The sequence below is a fragment of the Psychromonas algarum genome (assembly GCF_004376845.1).
GTDB lineage: Bacteria > Pseudomonadota > Gammaproteobacteria > Enterobacterales > Psychromonadaceae > Psychromonas.
On sequence record NZ_SNUW01000002.1, the window covers coordinates 235,442 to 255,889 of the forward strand.

The window sequence follows — 20,448 nt, forward strand, 5'->3', positions numbered from 1 at the left end:
CTACATAAATACACCTGAAAATAAATAGACTCACCAGCCTCTATAAAGAAAGTTGAGAGGATTTTTATGTAATCCTTTTATATATAGCTAGTAATGAAAAGCAGCTTATTTTCTTTTTATTAGCCCTCCACAATGACACTGTGTTTAATACTGGTGAAGGTTTATCTTATGTGTCAAAAAAGTCTGAAAATAATATGGATAAGCAATAAGGTTTAGCAGAATAACGGTGAGCAGGTTAAATCTATTCTCCCCCTCGTCATTGAGGATATAGGAAAACTACTATTGCTCTGTGCATCAAGTGATAAATTAAAGCCATAAAAAAAGCTTGTTACCTTAACGATAACAAGCTTAATAATATGCTAGTTGTTAAAACGTTTATTATTTACGTTTAACCGCTTTAGCATTTGGAAGATCCGTAATAGAACCTTCATAGATTTCAGCAGCAAGACCAACAGATTCATGTAATGTTGGGTGAGCATGGATAGTTAATGCGATATCTTCTGCATCACAACCCATTTCAATTGCTAGGCCGATTTCACCTAATAATTCACCTGCATTAGTACCAACAACTGAACCACCAATGATACGATGAGTATCTTTATCAAAGATCAGTTTAGTCATACCATCAGAACAATCAGATGCGATTGCACGACCAGAAGCCGCCCAAGGGAATACTGATTTTTCGTAGTTAATACCTTGCTCTTTTGCTTCTTTCTCAGTTACACCAACCCATGCCATTTCTGGCTCTGTGTATGCAATTGAAGGAATTGTTTTAGGATCGAAGTAATGTTTCTTACCTGCAATAACTTCAGCAGCAACATGCGCTTCATGCACACCTTTATGCGCAAGCATTGGTTGACCAACGATATCACCGATAGCGTGGATATGCGGTACATTAGTATGCATTTGCTTATCAACTTCAATGAAGCCACGTTCAGTAACGTTAATACCAGCTTTCTCAGCATCTACAGAGAAACCGTTTGGTACACGGCCAACAGCAACTAATACAGCATCATAAGCTTTTGCTTCAGCTGGTGCATTTTTACCTTCAAAAGAAACGTATAATGCATCTTCTTTAGCATCAACAGCAGTTACTTTAGTTGATAACATGATGTTGAATTTGTTTTTAACTTTCTTAGTATAAACTTGCACGATATCTTTATCGGCAGCAGGTACTAATTGGTCTGCAAATTCAACAACATCAACATCAGAACCTAGTGATTTGTATACTGTACCCATTTCAAGACCGATGATACCACCGCCTAAAATAAGTAAACGTTTAGGGACAGATTTAAGTTCTAACGCATCTGTAGAATCCCATACGCGAGGGTCATCATGTGGAATAAATGGTAGTTTAACTGGGCGAGAACCCGCGGCAATAATTGCGTTATCAAAAGTGATCGTTGTTACTTCACCTTCACGGTCAGTTGCTTCAATAGTGTTAGCACCAGTAAAACGTCCCCAACCATTAACCGTTGTCACTTTACGCATTTTAGCCATGCCTTGAAGGCCGCCAGTTAACTGTGATACAACTTTCTCTTTCCAGATACGAATTTTATCGATATCAGTAGAAGGTTCACCAAATAATACACCATGCTCAGATAATGCTTTTGCTTCTTCAATTACTTTTGAGACATGCAAAAGAGCTTTAGATGGGATACAACCTACATTTAGACAAACACCACCAAGTGTTTCATATTTTTCAATTAATACTGTTTCTAGACCTAAGTCTGCTGCGCGGAATGCCGCTGAATACCCAGCAGGACCAGAGCCAATTACAACAACCTGTGCTTTGATTTCTTTACTCATGTTGACCTCAATAAAAATGAACACTAAAAATATTATTTCTAGTGTATTCAAATGTTAAGCAAATGTAAAAATAAATGGCCGGCAAAATGCCGACCTAATTAACAAAATTATAAGATCAATGTACGTAAATCAGATAAATAGTTGTTAACTGCTGTAATAAAGCGTGCGCCATCAGCACCATCGATTACACGATGGTCGTAAGAAAGAGCTAAAGGAACCATTAAACGAGGTTCAAACTCTTTACCATTCCACTGTGGTTTAATTGCTGATTTAGAAACACCTAAGATAGCAACTTCTGGAGCATTAACGATAGGTGTAAATTGAGTACCACCGATACCACCAAGACTAGAGATAGTAATGCTACCACCTTGCATATCTTTAGCAGTTAATTTGCCTGCACGAGCTTTCTTAGAAATCTCAGCAATCTCACGACAGATATCAAAAATACCTTTGTTTAATACGTCTTTAACAACTGGAACAACAAGGCCGTTTGGCGTATCAACAGCAATACCAACGTTAAAGTATTTTTTCAAGATCAAGCTTTGACCATCTTCCGATAAAGAAGAATTAAAGTTAGGGTAAAGCTCTAATGCTTTAGCAACTGCTTTGATCATAAATACTAATGGGCTAATTTTAACACCTAGCTCTTTCTTAGCAGCGATTGCATTTTGCTCTTTACGGAATGCTTCTAGTTCAGTGATATCAGCTTCGTCGAATTGTGTAACATGTGGGATAGTTACCCAGTTACGATGTAAAGCAGGACCAGATATTTTCTGAATACGAGAAAGCTCTTTAACTTCAACCTCACCGAATTTCGCAAAATCAACTTTAGGAGAAGCAGCAACTGCTAAGCCGCCAGCGCCACCAGATTTAGCCGCTTGTAATTGTGCTTTAACGAATTTTTGAACATCTTCTTTTGTAGTACGACCTTTAGGGCCAGAAGCGGCAATAACGTTTAAGTCTAAGTCAAATTCACGAGCAATACGGCGTACTGATGGAGATGCTTTAATAGATGCATTGACAGGAGTGATTTCAGCTTTAACAGGTGCTGGTGCAGCAGCTTTAGGAGCTTCTGCAGGTGCAGCCTTAGGTGCTTCAACTGGTGCAGCTGGTGCAGCACCTTCTGCTTCAACGATTAAGATTAAAGTACCTTCAGATACTTTATCACCCGTTGATATTTTTATTTCTTTAACAACACCACCGAATGGAGCAGGTACATCCATTGATGCTTTATCACCTTCAACAGTAATAATATCTTGATCTTCAGTAATAGTATCGCCAACAGCAACCAATATATCAGTTACTTCAACTTCATCACCACCGATGTCAGGAACACAAACTTCTTTAACCGCAGTTGCAGTTGATGCAGCAGGAGCTGCTTCTACTGCTGGTGATGCTTCAGCAACTGGAGCAGCAGGCGCTTCTGCAGCAGAACCAGCAACTTCAACGATTAATACAAGGTTACCTTCAGAAACGCTGTCACCAACATTTACTTTAATCTCTTTAACAACACCAGCAACTGATGAAGGTACGTCCATCGCAGCTTTATCGCCTTCGATAGTTAATACATCTTGGTCTTCAGCGATAGTGTCACCAACAGAAACTAAGATTTCAGTAATATCAGCTGCGTCAGCACCAATATCAGGTAGTAAAAATTCTTTTAATTCAGACATAATAATTTTCCTAATCAATAAAAGTCGGTGTTAGTTTTACTAACACCGAGACTGACTTACGCAAATAAAGGGTTAGTTTTGTTTACATCAATATCAAACTTAGCAATCGCTTCTGTTACTACTGATGTTTTAATATCACCACGTTTAGCTAGTTCGCTTAGCGCAGCTACAACAACGTAAGCAGCATTTACTTCAAAGTGACGACGTAAGTTAGCACGGCTATCTGAACGACCAAATCCATCTGTACCTAGTACTTTATAAGTATCAGAAGGAATAAATGCACGTACTTGCTCAGCATAATTTTTCATGTAATCCGTTGCAGCAATTGTTGGTTCATCACCTAATACGTCAGTGATATACGCAGTTTTTTGTTCTGCTTCAGGGTTTAACATGTTGTAACGTTCAACATCTTGACCATCACGTGTTAATTCATTAAATGAAGTAACAGAGAATACGTCAGACGCTACGTTATATTCTTCACTTAAGATTTCAGCAGCTTTACGTACTTCATTCATGATAGTACCAGAGCTCAATAGTTGAACTTTATGGCTACCTTCGTGAGATTGCAGTTTGTAGATACCTTTACGAATACCTTCTTCAGCACCTTCAGGCATTGCTGGCATCGCATAGTTTTCATTCATTACAGTTAAGTAATAGAACACACTTTCTGGATTCTCACCGTACATGCGTTCAATACCGTCTTGTACAATAACAGCAAGCTCATAAGCAAATGTTGGGTCATAAGAAATACAGTTTGGAATTGTATTTGCTTGAATGTGACTATGACCATCTTCATGTTGAAGACCTTCACCATTTAGCGTTGTACGACCAGCAGTAGCACCTAATAAGAAACCACGAGCTTGTTGATCACCCGCTAACCAAGCCATATCACCAATACGTTGGAAACCAAACATAGAGTAGTAGATGTAGAATGGGATCATTGGTAAGTCATTAGTGCTGTAAGATGTCGCAGCAGCTACCCATGACGCCATTGAGCCTAGCTCGTTGATACCTTCTTGTAATACTTGACCAGATGAAGCTTCTTTATAGTAAGAAACAACACCGCGATCTTCTGGTGTGTATTCTTGTCCATCAGGGTTATAAATACCGATTTGACGGAATAGACCTTCCATACCAAACGTACGTGCTTCATCACAGATGATTGGAACGATATTTTTGCCAATCGCTTTATCTTTCAATAGTACGTTTAAGATACGTACGTAAGCCATTGTTGTAGATATTTCACGTTTTTGCTCTTGTAAAAGCGGTGCAAATTTATCTAATGCTGGAACAGCTAATTTTTCAGTAAAGTCAGGTAGACGTTTTGGTGTGTAACCTAATAATGCTTCACGTTGACCGTGTAAGTATTTGTATTCTTCAGAACCTTCTTCCAATGTTAAGTAAGGAAGTTCAGCAGCTTGCTCGTTACTGATTAGATCTTGAAGACCTAAACGATCACGTAGGCTTTGAATATGTGATTCATTCATTTTCTTCACGCCGTGAGCAATATTTTTGCCTTCAGCCGCTGCGCCCATACCATAACCTTTAACTGTTTTAGCTAAAATTACCGTTGGTTTACCTACTGTATCTTCTGCATTTTTAAATGCTGCGTACAGTTTAGATGAGTCATGACCACCACGTTTTAGAGCAAAGATCTCTTCATCTGTCATATCAGCTACTAATGCAGCTGTTTCAGGGTATTTACCGAAGAAGTGTTCACGTACGTAAGCACCATCTTTTGATTTAAATGCTTGGTAATCACCATCAACTGTTTCTTCCATTAATTGCAATAATTTACCAGAAGTATCTTTTGCGATTAATGCATCCCAGTTACTGCCCCAGATAACTTTAACAACATTCCAACCAGCACCTGTAAATAGGCCTTCTAGTTCTTGGATAATGCTACCGTTACCAACAACAGGACCATCTAGACGTTGTAGATTACAGTTTACTAGGAAACATAAGTTATCTAATCTTTCACGTGCAGCAAAAGATAATGAACCACGTGATTCTGGCTCATCCATTTCGCCATCACCTAGGAAAGCGTAAACACGTTGTGACGTAGTATCTTTTAATCCACGACCAGCAAGGTATTTTAAGAAACGTGCTTGGTAAATAGATGTAATTGGACCAAGACCCATTGATACCGTAGGGAACTGCCAGAATTCAGGCAATAATTTAGGGTGTGGGTAAGAAGGTAAACCTTTACCATCTACTTCTTGACGGAAGTTATCTAGTTGTTCAGCAGTTAAACGACCTTCAACAAATGCACGCGCATAGATACCTGGAGAGATATGACCTTGGTAATAAACTAAATCACCGCCATCTGTATCATTAGCGGCACGGAAGAAGTGGTTAAAACATACTTCATAAAATGCAGCAGCAGATTGATAAGAAGCCATGTGGCCGCCTAAATCTAAATCTTTCTTAGAAGCTCGCATAACAATCATGATCGCATTCCAGCGAATGATTGAACGAATACGTCGCTCTATTTTAAGGTCGCCAGGATAAGCTGGTTGCTCGCTTGTAGCGATAGTATTAACGTAGTTAGTATTGATGCCGTGTGGCAAATTAACACCTTCTACACGTGCTTTTTCCATCACTTTTTCAAGGATAAATTGAGCGCGTTCAGAGCCCTCATCTTCAAGAATGGTTGATAATGCTTCAAGCCATTCAGAAGTTTCTTGTGCATCAATATCATTTAGGATGTCAGTCATGACACTTTCCTTCTATATCACTAGATAATCTCAGCCCGAAAGCCAAGCGTTGTTGTTATAACTATTTGAATTAACCACTACCTGCTTTACAGCACGCTTGCCATGCCATTTTGGCAATAAGTAATCTAAATAGTTATGTATATAAGTATTTTGAACAGAAAAGACTGTTCCCGTCATACTATAAAACGGGGTACGTTTTTAAGAGCGACCCAACTCACGTTTAAAGGCACTCTCTTCACGCAACATAACCAAGCGTGTTTCTTCAATATAATTAAGATGTTGATCTGAGGCTTCTTTCGCTTTCATCGGTTGTTTAGATAAAATAGCATTAATCAACTGTAGACGATGCTGATGTATTTTTTTAGCCACTTCGGGATATAAATACAGCTGTTTTACATTGTCTGAAATGTTTTTTTGTAATAATGGTTTTATGCCTCGCGCTAAGTGTAAAAATACAACATTATGCGACGCATCAATCACTGCTAGATAAAACTGCACGACAGATTCAATCTCGAGCTCAATATTACCAGTTTTATTTGCTGTATCAATAGCAGTGAAGCTTGTTTGAATTTTTTTAAAGTCTTCAGAGGTGCCACGTAAAGCAGCATAATAAGCAGAGAATCCTTCAATAGCATGACGAAATTCTAATAAGTCATATTTAGATTCTGGATGTGAGTTTAATAATTCAAATAAAGGATCGGTTAATTGCTCTCGTAACTCTTCTTTTACGTAGGTTCCACCACCTTGTCGGCGTGTTAATAAACCCTTTGATTCTAAGCGTTGAATCGCTTCGCGTAATGAAGGACGTGATACATCAAATTGTTTTGCTAACTCACGCTCAGGTAATAACTTTTCACCAAGCTCTAAACTCCCTTCTAAAATCATGCTTTCAATCTGTGATTCAATCACATCAGCAAGTTTAGGTTGTTTAATTTTTGCGTAAGTCATAACAGCCTTAAATCAACTAATCGTTGTACTCTATCAATACATTAACTCGGTCAAATGTAAAATGGTATTACCAATTAACATTTAATACGTAGAAATTAACAAAATTAACAATTGATGTCTATATTTTTATGATTTAAATCAAAAGTAGGGGAAATAATAAGGATAAAGTTTGTCTTAAAATAAAGAAAAAAAAGATAATAGTATTAGTAACTTAAAGAAAATTGATGCTACAAACATCAAAAGGTAATGTTATAAAAACAACTTAGCTTGAAGTTAAAATAACTATTTATAGCAAAGAAGTGAGTTTTTTTAACCAGTAAAATAGAACAGCTATTTACTGTGATTGGTATTCGCGACTAGTTGAAAGTAATGTTCCCAATCAAATTCACTACCCGGATCGGTTTTACGACCAGGGGCAATATCACTATGTCCCACGATACGTTGATTTGTGATCGCTGGATATTGCAACTGAACTTGTTTAGTTACATCAGCTAACGCCTTATATTGCGCATCCGTATAAGCAGTACAATCAGTACCTTCTAATTCGATACCAATAGAAAAATCATTACAACTATCAACGCCTTGAAATGAAGATACCCCCGCATGCCAAGCTCGTTGCTGAAAAGATACATATTGTTCAATTAAACCATCTCGACGAATGACACAATGAGCAGAAACTTCTAATCCTTCTAAATCAGCAAAGCTCGGATCGGCTTTACAATCTAAACAACCAGTAAATAAGTTTTTAATATGCTCGGTTGCAAACTGCCCTTCAGGCAAACTAATACAATGTATTACTAATAAACTTATTTCAGTATGAGGTGGACGTTGATTAAAAAAAGGACTTTTAATCAACACTGCATTATCTAATACACCAAGGTGATTAATCATTTTATTATCCTTAAAACGAATGACAGGCTTCATTGCAAACAAAAAAGGTTCCCACGTCAATGATCCATATAATAATGACGTTAAATAAAGTCCCTTTTCTAAGACCAATAAAAAAGGTGACTAAAAAGCCACCTTTATCATTCAAAAATTAACTAAGGATCTTCATCGTCCGATGATTATTCCCATTCAATTGTTGCAGGTGGTTTACCTGACACATCGTATACTACGCGAGAAATACCATCAATTTCATTAATAATTCGATTTGATACATGACCAATTAAATCATAAGGAAGATGTGACCAACGTGCCGTCATAAAGTCGATTGTTTCAACACAACGTAAAGAAACTACCCAATCATATTTACGGCAATCGCCCATTACACCTACAGAACGCACTGGCAAGAAAACAACAAATGCTTGGCTTACTTTATGGTATAAATCTGCTTTATGTAATTCTTCAATGAAGATAGCGTCAGCACGGCGTAATAAATCACAGTATTCTTTTTTCACTTCACCTAAAACACGTACACCTAAACCTGGTCCAGGGAAAGGATGACGGTAAAGCATGTTGTATGGTAAACCTAACTCTAAACCAATTTTACGTACTTCATCTTTAAACAATTCACGTAACGGCTCAACTAGCCCCATTTCCATATCATCAGGTAATCCACCTACGTTATGGTGAGATTTGATCACATGCGCTTTACCATTTTTAGAAGCAGCTGATTCAATCACATCAGGGTAGATAGTGCCTTGTGCAAGCCATTTTGCATTTGATAATTTTTTAGATTCTTCATCAAATATTTCAACAAAAACACGACCAATGATTTTACGCTTAGTTTCAGGATCGCTTTCGCCTGCCATTTGCTCTAGGAAACGATGCTCAGCATTCACATGGATAATATTCAATCCAAATTTATCGCCAAACATTTCCATTACTTGTGCACCTTCGTTTAAACGTAACAAACCGTTATCAACAAATACACATGTTAATTTATCACCAATCGCACGCTGTAAAAGCATCGCTACAACAGAAGAATCAACACCACCAGATAAACCTAAAATAACTTCATCATCGCCAATCTGTTCTTTCATACGAGCAACAGCATCATCAATAATTGAAGCTGGAGTCCATAATGTTTCACAACCACAAATATCCACAACGAAGTTACGTAACATACCTTCACCTTGTGCCGTGTGTGTTACTTCAGGGTGGAATTGCACACCGTAAAAACGTTTTTCTTCATTGGCGATAGCGGCAAACTGACAGGTCGCAGTATTAGCAACAGTAATAAAATCCGCCGGAATAGCAGACACTTTATCACCATGGCTCATCCATACGTCTAATAATGTTTTACCATCTTCAGACACAGCATCTTGAATGCCTTTAAGGAATGCAGACTCAGCTTGCACTTCAACTTGTGCATAACCAAATTCACCTTCACCTTCACCTTTAATAACAGCGCCACCTAATTGGTGAGACATAGTTTGCATGCCGTAACAGATGCCTAATACAGGTACACCAGCATTAAATACATATTCAGGTGCACGAGGTGAACCTTCAGCAATAACGCTTTCAGGGCCACCAGCTAAGATGATACCGTCAGGATGGAATTCTTTGATATCCTCTTCATTAACATCCCAGCTCCAAAGTTCACAGTAAACACCAATTTCACGAATACGACGTGCAATTAATTGCGTGTATTGAGAACCGAAATCTAATATTAGAATACGCTGTTCATGAATGTTCTTGCTCATTATCTTGTCCTTGTCTTTTTTTATTCTTGCTTTTAAAAAAGAATAAAAGACGATAAATATCGTCTTTAAGTTTTATCTTGATGATCACTCAGTGAATTAATTTTTATTCATTAACCTCATGAAGTGATTTGCTACTAACTTAATTTAGTTAGTAGCAATACAGAAACTAACCAGCACTACGGTAGTTTGGTGCTTCTTTAGTAATCGCAACATCATGAACGTGGCTTTCACCCATACCAGCACTAGTAATTTTTACAAATTGTGCTTTAGTATTCATCTCTTTAATTGTTGCACAACCAGTCAAGCCCATTGATGAACGAACACCACCCATTTGCTGATGAATAATTTCCTTTACTTTACCTTTATAAGCGACACGACCTTCAATACCTTCTGGTACTAATTTGTCAGCAGCATTATCAGATTGGAAGTAACGATCCGATGAACCTTGAGACATAGCCCCTAAAGACCCCATACCACGGTATGCTTTGTATGAACGACCTTGGTATAAAATAATTTCACCAGGAGATTCATCAGTACCAGCAAACATGCTTCCCATCATGACACATGATGCGCCTGCTGCTAATGCTTTTGCAATATCACCAGAGAAACGAATGCCACCGTCAGCAATAACAGGAACGCCAGTACCTTCTAACGCATCTACTGCATCAGAAATAGCTGTGATCTGTGGAACACCTACGCCAGTTACAATACGAGTAGTACAAATAGAACCAGGGCCGATACCTACTTTAACTGCATTACAACCAGCAGCTACTAACGCTTTTGCACCTTCACCAGTTGCAACATTACCACCAATGATTTGTAAATCAGGATGTGCAGCACGTGTTGCTTTAATACGATCTAATACACCTTGAGAATGGCCGTGTGAAGAGTCAATTAATAACACATCAACACCCGCTTCAACTAATGCAGCAATACGTTCTTCATTACCTGCACTTGCACCAACAGCAGCACCTACTCGTAAACGACCAAATTCATCTTTACATGCATTTGGTTTACGCTCTGCTTTACGGAAATCTTTAACCGTGATCATGCCTTTAAGTTTAAAGCTATCATCCGTTAATAATACTTTTTCAAGACGATGTTTATGCATTAATGCTTCAATTTCATCGCGAGGTGTATTTGGTTTTGCTGTCACTAAGTCAGATTTTCCTGTCATCACAGCAGATGCAGGTTTAGTTAAATCAGTTTCAAATAAAACATCACGTCCAGTGATAATCCCCACTAATTCACCTGATTCTTCAACAACAGGGTAACCAGCAAAGCCATGCTTTTTAGTTAGCTTTTTAATCTCATCTAAAGTTGTACTTGGTGAAACTGTCACAGGGTTTGCAACAACACCACTTTCATGAATTTTAACTAAACGAACTTGTTCCGCTTGTACTTCAATAGACATATTTTTATGGATAAAACCAATGCCGCCTTCTTGAGCTAAAGCAATAGCAAAGCGCGACTCAGTTACCGTATCCATTGCAGCAGATAATACAGGGATATTTAACGAAATTTTTGCTGTTAATTGGGTTTTTAGATCGGCTGTGTTAGGTAGTACAGTCGAATGGGCTGGTACTAATAATACGTCGTCAAATGTTAACGCATCTTTTGCGATTCTTAGCATTGCAATATCTCACTTATAGTTGGGAGTATTTTAGATATACCCAAAAATCTTGGGTATGATATTGCGGTGGGATTTTAATCGTAATCAAGGATAAGTACAATATAATTTATGTTTTTATCATCACTTTTTACTATGTTAGTATTTAGTTCCTGATTTATTCGGTAAAAACCTCTTTATGGCAACTCAAAATAGCAACATATACAGCGTCAGTTCACTTAATCGTGCAGCAAAGTCTTTACTGGAAACAAGTTTAGGTGTTGTTTGGTTATCCGGTGAAATATCCAATCTTACTATTGCGGTTTCAGGGCATTGGTATTTCACTCTTAAAGATCATAATGCTCAGATCAAATGCGCCATGTTTCGAGGCAATAATAGCCGAACAGGATTTACTCCAAAACACGGCCAACAAGTACTCGTTCGAGGAAAATTAAGTTTATATGAAGCTCGTGGTGATTATCAGTTGATTGTAGAAACCATGGCACCGGAAGGTGATGGTTTATTAAAACAACAATTTGAAGAATTAAAATGCCAATTAGCCGCACAGGGACTATTTTCCGAATCATTAAAAAAACCACTTCCTGAAATAATAAAGCGAGTGGGCATTATTACTTCTTCAACTGGAGCTGCTTTACACGATATTCTTAGCGTATTACAGCGCCGAGATCCACGTTTGCAAGTTGTCATCTATCCAAGCCAAGTGCAAGGTCAAGGCAGTGCTTTTTCTGTCGCATCACAAATTGCATTAGCTAATGCGCGTAATGAATGTGATGTATTAATTGTTGGGCGAGGAGGCGGTTCTCTAGAAGATTTATGGTGTTTTAATGAAGCAGAAGTTGCTTATGCAATTTACCGTAGTCAATTACCAGTGATCAGTGCAGTGGGTCATGAAATCGATATCACAATCAGTGATTTTGTCGCCGATCTCAGAGCTGCAACGCCTTCTGCAGCAGCAGAGTTAGTTAGTCAACATAAAACCTTTGTATCAACACAGCTTGATAGTTTAATGACTCGCCTTAAACAAGCGATGTTAAATACCATGCAACATAAGATCCACCAGCAAAGTGTGTTAAAACAAACATTATTACAACACGATCCAAAACATAAACTACAACAACAAGCGCAACACTTAGATGAAATAAGTTTACGTTTACAACATGCAATGCAACAAAAATGTCAGCAGCAACTTAACCTAACAAACCAATTGCAGAATCGATTACAACAAGCAAGTCCTGCACATTACATTAAAATTGAACAACAAAAGCAGCAACAATTAAACCGCCAGTTAACACAAGCAATATTAGCGAAATTAAATAATTCTGAACAACATCTACATCATCAAATGCAACAACTACACGCTTTTAGTCCACTTGCTACACTAGCTCGTGGATATGCCATAGTGAAAGATACCAAAGGTAAAGTGTGTACTGATGCGAGTACTTTAAAAACAGGTGAGAATATTCAAGTTACTTTAGATAAAGGTCAGATTAACGCTCAGGTAATCTAGTAATAGAGATAATTGATGCCTAGATTTACATTATAAGTGAGCAGTTAACCATGGCACTGCTCACTTTATTTTTTTAGTTAAAGGTCTGTAGACGATAAATTATTCTATCGTTTCCTCTAAACAAGCCAAATGCCACATGTCCTGAAATACAGTCTTTTAAAGTACCACTCTCGCCAGAACAAGTTACTGCATTACCAGGATCTAATAACCAAGGAGCCACTGTTTCTAAATTAATAAAGTAATCTAACTCACCACGATTATCAGGAGCAGAAAAATTAAACTGACTTTTACCAGCAATTAATGGGCTATTAATAATACTCAGTTTTGTTGTCCCACTAGTATTACTGATTGGATCGCTCACTTGGATATCATTTGATGCATTCTTAACCGGATCACTTGTCACTTGCGAAAGATTAATAGCCGTACAAACATCACGAGTAAAATTAACAAATCTTGTTCCATCGTAATAAGTAGCCTGTACATCCGTTCTAATCGCTTGAAATTCGCTACCATGACCACTCCCCGCTTGTAAGCGGCCATAAGCTAAATCACCTAAGTCACCTAAGAAACAACTATCGGCAGCACAAGTTGTTGTACTATCCATCTGAATTTTCTCTCCATCTTTCCCTGTTAATTGAATAAAATAGTTAACTTTGTCGGCACTAAAGTAAGGTCCCTCAGGTGAAGTTGTTTTAGCAATCCCCATTTTAAGCCCAGTAATATCATGCTGACCCGCTATCCATGAACTGGCTTGATAATAATCGGCAGGTAATAAACGGTCACTTAATGAAAGTAATGTTTGATCAGTATTCGCTTGATCAGAAAAACTACCAGAGGCAGTATCTTTTGCAGCCACTGGATAGCCTAAATTATAATCATAATTTACAGTGATCTTTTGCCCCCCCTGCGCATAAGCGATCATGCTGTAATTTACTTCAATATCTTGCTGGCCAATATAAGTGTAATCACTATTACAGGCAGGAGTAACATTGAAACCATTAAACGCTAAATAATCAGGATAGAAGCGCCCGATACTTTTAATTGCAGAACTTTCAATTTCATTATTTGCGACTAAATAATCATTTTCAGTTTTAGCAATTAAGCCCAACGTCCCAACTTCATCATAAGCAAGGTTTTGATAAACAAACTCACCGGATGTCAAATCGACTTTATAACCATCAGTTCCGTTATATTGTAAATTTCCTAATGTGCCACTGCTTGGAAAAACTAAACTAGGCTGTAAATTAATCGTACTCGAAAAACTAGGCGTTCGAGTCCCATAAGTTCCATTACAGTGCCCTTTACTATCGTTAGTACAGTCTTTTACCGCAGTGACTGTTAGATCAAAAGTATCAACCGCTACAGCACTATAATCGACATTACTTGAACGAATAAAACCACTCCCAACATCACTCGTTTCAGGGTTAGTTATAGACGTTCCTGCACTGATAGCATCTCGCTTATAACCTGTTACATCGCTAATTTGTAATTCTAAAGGATTCACAATAGTTGACGTACTACCTTGTAATTCATCATTTTGATTAGCATCTGCAGGTGGACTCCCAACTCCAGCATCGTCACGAGCATGTATTTGTATTTGGCCTGTATCAGGGTAATTAATAGCAATTGGAGTGCTACTAACACCAGAAGAAAATGCAACATCAACTAATGTTGCAGCATTTGCAGACTTACCAACCGGATCCCCCTCCACTTCTACATCGACACCAACTGGCGTAGTTGGACTAACGTATGATGACCAAAACTGTAATTCTTTAGTGCCCGTATAACCTTCAACAACCTGACATTGTCCTGTTGTAGTATCTTCCCCGATAGCTGTTAATGTTAATGAGAAAGGACGATTAGCAATATTAATACAATCACCATTGATATCTTTTTCACAACTTAATGCAGCTTGTAACTTAAAAGGTCTAAAGGTAATTATCGGAGAATCGATTGTTGCTCCACTCCCTGCAACGGTAACAACGACATCTCCAGCATCTGGATGGAAAAGCGCTAAATTCACAGTACCATTATCAGATGCTGAAAAATTATATTCAGCTTTCCCATTGCCATTATTAGTTAAACTACCTTGACCATCACCAATACTCCAATCACCAAGGTTAGTGCTTGTAGAAAGTGAAATTGCACTCGAATAATCGGTATCAACATTTGCATCTAACAACACTTTTATCGGAATCGTTTGTGCAGAACAAGTCAAACCATTTTGGTCTAAACCATCAAAGGAGAAGCTATAATTATTATTTGGAGGGGTAATTTCTCCACCACATATAGACTCATAATTAATAATTGTATTACCTCCTAAAAAAACATTAGCAGCAGCAATTTGACCATTTAAAGTAAAACCACTAAGAGTAATATCACCTGATGAGTATAATAATGCATCAATAGAATTAGATGCATGAATAGTTAAATTGCTATTAACAATAAAAAACCATCTACTACTGTTTGAGTTAATCAACTGTCCATTTAAAGCTTGAATATTTTCTACAAATAAAAATACATCTCCATCTCCTATAACTTCGATTCGCGCAGTTGGATCCAATTTAAGAGTGTGAATTGCATAAACACCAGCAGACAACTTAACCGTAGCAGTTTCCTGTACCGTTAATGAATCAACTTGATAAAGCAAACCAGCGTCATAGTCTAAGGGTAAAAAAGTAATTTCAGAGCTACTACCAGCAATGATATTTTCGAAAATAGTCGCATTGTATTTTGTATCGCTTTCACCTGTACCGCCTAACTCAATTACTTGAGAGTTCCATAGTGAAAACGACACTCCATTATTATTTTCAACAATGGAAAAATCACTTAGCTCTTGTGATGGCGGGCTGGTAACGCCACAACTTACTCCTGCACCACAACTATTTGGAGGAGGGTTACCATTTGTTGCTGTATCTGGATCATAATAATAACCCGCAATAGAGCCAAACGGAAAAAGATTCGTTTTTGAATCTAATATCTGAGCTGTGTTTTGCATGAAAAGCTCAGATGTAGAGTTATAACTTTGTACAGCATCTGGAAAAATATCAGTACACTGCCCGATTAGCTCATCTACCGGTAAGTCAATTGGTGGCTCTGGCTTAACGTTCTCACAAGTAACACCTAAAATATCAGCATTAGGTTTAAGTGTGATTGTACCTCCGCTCCAAACATCTTCTGTTACTTTAGACTTATTACCAATGATCACATTGCCTGTCGCATATATAGAGCCAGTAAATATTGCCTTGTTTCCAATGGTTACGTCACCTTTCACATACATACCAGGGTAGGCAATATCGGTATTGTTATTATCTAATGTGTAATTTCCATTAACGACTACATAGCTATTTAGATCATCAGGAGGATCGCATTCAGCAGCAAATGCGGTGATCGGAATTAAAAAAAGGATAACAATTAGCTTTTGAAATAATCTCATAATTGAGTAGCCTCAACAGTAATTTGACGACGAGTCATTATTTCACCACTTTCACAAACTGCCGTACTAACTAACTTATAACGTGTTGCAATACCAGCTGAAGCTACCTTTTCTGTACAAGTAACATCGACACTACAACTATGAAAACCAGGGTTATTAGGTAAATCAGGAGAAATTAATGTTGCGGGACACTCTGTCACACTTGAATCTAAAGGAAATAAGTCAGTTAATACCATTTCACTACCAGAATAAGCCGATAAATATGCGCGGGCGGCATAGACTTCAAAACTCGCTCCTTGTGCACTATCACGTTGTAATGAAACCAAACTTGCTGCTAATAACGAAACAATAATGATCACAAAAATGGCTATAAGTATGGCACTACCAGACTGTCTAGGGCTTACTTGAGAGCCAGTGATTTGATTATTTATCACCTTAACGTCTCCTTGAATTTGCTTACGGGACATTGTTAATGTGTAGCGTTTGTTCAAAAGCCACCTCCAAATCATTTAAAGGCAAACTAAAATTAACTTTCACCAGACTATTGCGTTGTAGTGTTGCATTAATAACTTCAAAGGTTCCTGAAATATTCTCAGCCATCAATACACCTGTCTCTTGATTTTTTTGACGGTATAAATCATCTCCAATCATACAATATTGTAAACGTTCATTGATGATATAAAGGCGCTTAGCTGGTGAAGATAATGGGAAACTAATATCACCAGACAAAGATAACGTATCCATAGCGGTGTTGATGCCAGTAATACTCTGAACTTTACTTGATCCATTAGCATCGCTTACGAATAATTCAGATGCATTTAATAAATACACGACAGCTTTGTCAGCAGCATCATAACTATAATCATCCATCACATTGATCACTGCTTGATTATCTTCTATTGGATAAACAGGAAGATCCAAGTATAAACTACTGTTTTTAACGGGGTAAAAACTTAAACAACCATTCTCCACTTTGACACTATTGGGTAACGCATTAGAAGCTTCTCTACGCATTCGCTCCATCGCAAAACGAATACTATTCAATGACTTATCTCGATCGGATATTTCATTATAAATATTTAATCCTTTGCCAATGTAGGTGGTTGTTGCAATACCAAGAGCGGCTAAAATAATGATCACAATAACCAATTCAATTAATGTGAAACCTTTTGTTAACGAAGGATGTGTGAGTTTATTTATAAGCATCAATAATTCCCCTTTAAAGCAGAGAATGTAATTTCTTCATCCGTTGGTGTTTTGATTGTCACTAAGATCTCTTTAAACACATCTTTTTTATTTTCTGTTACTTGAATTTTTACAGCATAACTTTGTAGCTCAGAAGAAAGATCATCACCTAGAACATCACCTAGAACATCACCATAGCTAACAGCACTAACAAAATCATTTTCAATAAAATCATCAACATCATTAAAGTTTTGATGTTCACCTTCAATTTCACTAGCATCAATACCGTAATTAACTGCTCTTGTGCACGTAACTGCAATTGGAGTTCCAGTGCTTACCCATGTTTGGCTACTTTGCTCGTACCATAAGTTATTATCTCCCCAGATTTCCCCACAACGATATAACCCACCGTTATGATCAGAGTTTTGGTCATAAGCACGCGATAAGATATCTTGTAGAATATTTTGTCCAAGTTGAGAGGCTCTTAAGCGATGGATTGGTTCAAGAGTATCTTTACTTTGTGATATCAACATTGTGGTCATTGACAACAAAGCGAGTGCTAATACAACAATGCCGATAACTAATTCTATTAAAGTAAAACCAGCAGTTGATTGATGGCGAGTATTAACAACACCTAAGAGTCTATTCATGAATATAACCTTCTGATTCAATGTTAATCATGAGGTTGTTTTCACCAGTTAATGAAATGGGGCTATTACCAGTTGTTAAACGACCTTGTAAATCAAAATGATAATTAGCAGGCATTAATATGCCATCACTAAAATTAATAATATTATATTGGCTATAGCTATCATCATCACAGCTGATGTTTGCAGAAGGTATCGAACAGACTCCATTATTTTTAGCGGTATGTTCACTATAAAAACAAGCTGATTTAGCAACCAGCCAATAACAAGCATTGTTGACTGCATTAACAGCGGGGTCAGCGTTCATATTTTGTAATTGTGTTAAACGTAACCGGGAAATGAGTTGGTCTTTGACGGTGTAATCTTCAAAAGTGGATTGACTCGTTAATTTAGGTAACACAGCTGCAGCAAGTACCGCTAATACAATAACCACAATCACTAACTCAATGAGTGTAAAACCCAATGTTTGATGTATCAGCTGTTTTTTTCTAAATGCCATTGTCTAATCCATTATTAAAAGCAATATAGTTGATAGTACATTATTATAAAATTGAAAATAATAATACCAATCACAGTAAATAGCGGATCTATTTTACTGGTTAAAACAACTCACTTCGTTTTTATAAATTTCGCAAATGGAACAAGTAATTATCTCAATTTACGCCTCGAATTGAATTGTTTTTTCTGCGCAAAATTTAGAGCACAGACTTAATGTAATTGCTATAAGCTTTGATTATAAAAATAAATTAACATTTACATTACAAGTATTTAAAAATAGCAAAAATAAATTCAGCTATTTTAAAAGTAAAAGAAAGGCAGCAAAAAAGGCAATAATACCTTGATGCTATTCAAGCATAAAAAAGACAAAAAAAATCCCGCCTAAGCGGGATTTTTATTATATTAAATTAATTAACAACCAGATGTATCTACTGTAATTGTTGGGCGAGCTATGCTTGTTGCATTTGCATAAGTAACACTACAATTTGCTGCACTACCTGAAGCAATATTCGTAGGTGATATTACAACAGAGTCAGTACCTGCCGCAGCAGATGTTGGAGACCAATCATCAGCACTCAAATCAACAGCATCAAAAATGCCTGATGCAGTTGGGTAACCAAAAAGGATTTCAACATCAGTACCATCAATATCTAGAGTAGATTCAGAGCCTACTTTTTCAACACCGGCGATTGCCGCTTTAGAATAAGTTAGTGTAGCACCACTTTCTAATGCTGCTTTTAAACCTTGTGTCGTAGATGCACGCGCATCACCTTGTAAATCGATAAATTTAGGCACTGCAACAGCAGCTAAAATACCTAAAATAATGATCACGATAACTAATTCGATTAGTGTAAAACCTTTTTGTAGTTTATTCATTTTTACTTCCCTTTTTTAATTTAGCTTGCCTATTAAGTAAACATTACCTTAACATCTTTAATTTAATGCATTAACCTATATTTAACAACCTGTTACAATAGCTTTAATAATAGGTCGTTTACCTGCTGCAACAGCTTCTGTATATTGAACTTCACAATTAGTTGCATTAGATCCTGAAGCTGTAATAGTAGTCAATGGAGCGGCATTTACGACAGTCCAATCACCTACGCTTAAATCAACAGCATTATTAATCCCATCAGACGTACTTGCAGGGTAACCAAAAACAACAGCGACCCCACTTTTTGTCATTTCCCCTGAAGATACTTTTTCAATTCCTTGAATAGCAGCTTGAGAATAAGTTAGGGTTGCACCACCTTCTAATGCAGCTTTAACACCTTGCATTGCGGAAGCTCGAGCATCACCTTGTAAATCAATAAACTTAGGCACAGCAGTTGCAGCTAAAATACCTAAAATAATGATCACTATTACTAATTCAATTAATGTAAAACCTTTCTGATTTATCATTTTATTCCTTTTTAATATTGACGCTCAAATTTAGTACTTTATTAACAACTCATTGTTTATGGCAAATAATCAACTAATAATATTTATACAAATTATGTTAGTACAATATATTGGATTAACACCTTGAAAAACAAATAATTAACTATTTTTCTAATTGATATATTGTTTTTAAAATTAATAAGTCGATTTTATTGTTCATGCTCATAAAAACATTTTTTTTATAAGCATGAATAAAATACCAAAGCATAATATTTTGGCGAATATATCACCAAATGAGTAGAGCAGTCCAACACTTACAGTCAAATAATTCAGGTTTTATATATAATTAAATATTGATTTACTTTTTTGT

The 20,448-nt window shown here is 37.0% G+C and carries 15 protein-coding genes; 1 reads left to right on the forward strand and 14 read right to left on the reverse strand.

Features of this window, described 5'->3' with window-relative positions:
* Positions 1-378: 378 nt before the first annotated feature.
* The 7 genes from lpdA to guaB all read right to left on the reverse strand — a co-directional run bounded on the left by lpdA (position 379) and on the right by guaB (position 11,428).
* Positions 379-1,809, reverse strand: a complete 1,431-nt coding sequence (gene lpdA / locus E2R68_RS01100) for a dihydrolipoyl dehydrogenase (protein ID WP_134275661.1) — start codon at positions 1,807-1,809, stop codon at positions 379-381.
* Positions 1,810-1,916: 107 nt separating this feature from the next.
* Entirely contained in the window at positions 1,917-3,482 is a 1,566-nt protein-coding gene (gene aceF / locus E2R68_RS01105) for a dihydrolipoyllysine-residue acetyltransferase (RefSeq protein WP_134275662.1), read from the reverse strand.
* Positions 3,483-3,538: 56 nt separating this feature from the next.
* Positions 3,539-6,199, reverse strand: a complete 2,661-nt coding sequence (gene aceE / locus E2R68_RS01110) for a pyruvate dehydrogenase (acetyl-transferring), homodimeric type (RefSeq protein WP_134275663.1) — start codon at positions 6,197-6,199, stop codon at positions 3,539-3,541.
* 198 nt (positions 6,200-6,397) lie between these two features.
* Positions 6,398-7,147: a pyruvate dehydrogenase complex transcriptional repressor PdhR gene (gene pdhR / locus E2R68_RS01115; protein WP_134275664.1), complete on the reverse strand. Its 750-nt coding sequence runs from the start codon at positions 7,145-7,147 to the stop codon at positions 6,398-6,400.
* Positions 7,148-7,477: 330 nt separating this feature from the next.
* Complete coding sequence (gene ampD, locus E2R68_RS01120) at positions 7,478-8,038, reverse strand: 1,6-anhydro-N-acetylmuramyl-L-alanine amidase AmpD (protein ID WP_134275665.1); 561 nt, start codon at positions 8,036-8,038, stop codon at positions 7,478-7,480.
* Positions 8,039-8,214: 176 nt separating this feature from the next.
* Entirely contained in the window at positions 8,215-9,795 is a 1,581-nt protein-coding gene (guaA, locus tag E2R68_RS01125; protein ID WP_134275666.1) for a glutamine-hydrolyzing GMP synthase, read from the reverse strand.
* A 166-nt stretch (positions 9,796-9,961) separates the two neighbouring features.
* Positions 9,962-11,428 (reverse strand): IMP dehydrogenase, encoded by a 1,467-nt coding sequence (guaB, locus tag E2R68_RS01130; RefSeq protein WP_134275667.1) that lies wholly within the window; start codon positions 11,426-11,428, stop codon positions 9,962-9,964.
* Between the two features lie 175 nt (positions 11,429-11,603).
* Here guaB and xseA point away from each other — a divergent pair, with 175 nt between their 5' ends.
* Positions 11,604-12,932, forward strand: a complete 1,329-nt coding sequence (xseA, locus tag E2R68_RS01135; protein ID WP_134275668.1) for an exodeoxyribonuclease VII large subunit — start codon at positions 11,604-11,606, stop codon at positions 12,930-12,932.
* A 73-nt stretch (positions 12,933-13,005) separates the two neighbouring features.
* Here the strand turns inward: xseA and E2R68_RS01140 are convergent, their stop codons facing one another.
* The 7 genes from E2R68_RS01140 to E2R68_RS14170 form a co-directional block, all read right to left on the reverse strand.
* Entirely contained in the window at positions 13,006-16,368 is a 3,363-nt protein-coding gene (locus E2R68_RS01140; protein ID WP_134275669.1) for a DUF6701 domain-containing protein, read from the reverse strand.
* Positions 16,365-16,802: an MSHA biogenesis protein MshP gene (locus E2R68_RS01145; protein ID WP_134275670.1), complete on the reverse strand. Its 438-nt coding sequence runs from the start codon at positions 16,800-16,802 to the stop codon at positions 16,365-16,367. Before E2R68_RS01145 ends, E2R68_RS01140 begins: the two co-directional genes overlap by 4 nt.
* 22 nt (positions 16,803-16,824) lie before the next feature.
* Positions 16,825-17,574: a prepilin-type N-terminal cleavage/methylation domain-containing protein gene (locus E2R68_RS01150; RefSeq protein WP_134275671.1), complete on the reverse strand. Its 750-nt coding sequence runs from the start codon at positions 17,572-17,574 to the stop codon at positions 16,825-16,827.
* Positions 17,574-18,203, reverse strand: coding sequence for a type IV pilus modification PilV family protein (locus E2R68_RS01155; protein WP_134275672.1), 630 nt, complete (start codon positions 18,201-18,203; stop codon positions 17,574-17,576). Before E2R68_RS01155 ends, E2R68_RS01150 begins: the two co-directional genes overlap by 1 nt.
* Complete coding sequence (locus E2R68_RS01160) at positions 18,196-18,699, reverse strand: prepilin-type N-terminal cleavage/methylation domain-containing protein (protein WP_134275673.1); 504 nt, start codon at positions 18,697-18,699, stop codon at positions 18,196-18,198. Before E2R68_RS01160 ends, E2R68_RS01155 begins: the two co-directional genes overlap by 8 nt.
* A gap of 410 nt (positions 18,700-19,109) precedes the next feature.
* Positions 19,110-19,574 (reverse strand): prepilin-type N-terminal cleavage/methylation domain-containing protein, encoded by a 465-nt coding sequence (locus E2R68_RS14165; RefSeq protein WP_134275674.1) that lies wholly within the window; start codon positions 19,572-19,574, stop codon positions 19,110-19,112.
* A gap of 81 nt (positions 19,575-19,655) precedes the next feature.
* Positions 19,656-20,099 (reverse strand): prepilin-type N-terminal cleavage/methylation domain-containing protein, encoded by a 444-nt coding sequence (locus E2R68_RS14170; RefSeq protein ID WP_134275675.1) that lies wholly within the window; start codon positions 20,097-20,099, stop codon positions 19,656-19,658.
* Positions 20,100-20,448 lie beyond the last annotated feature (349 nt).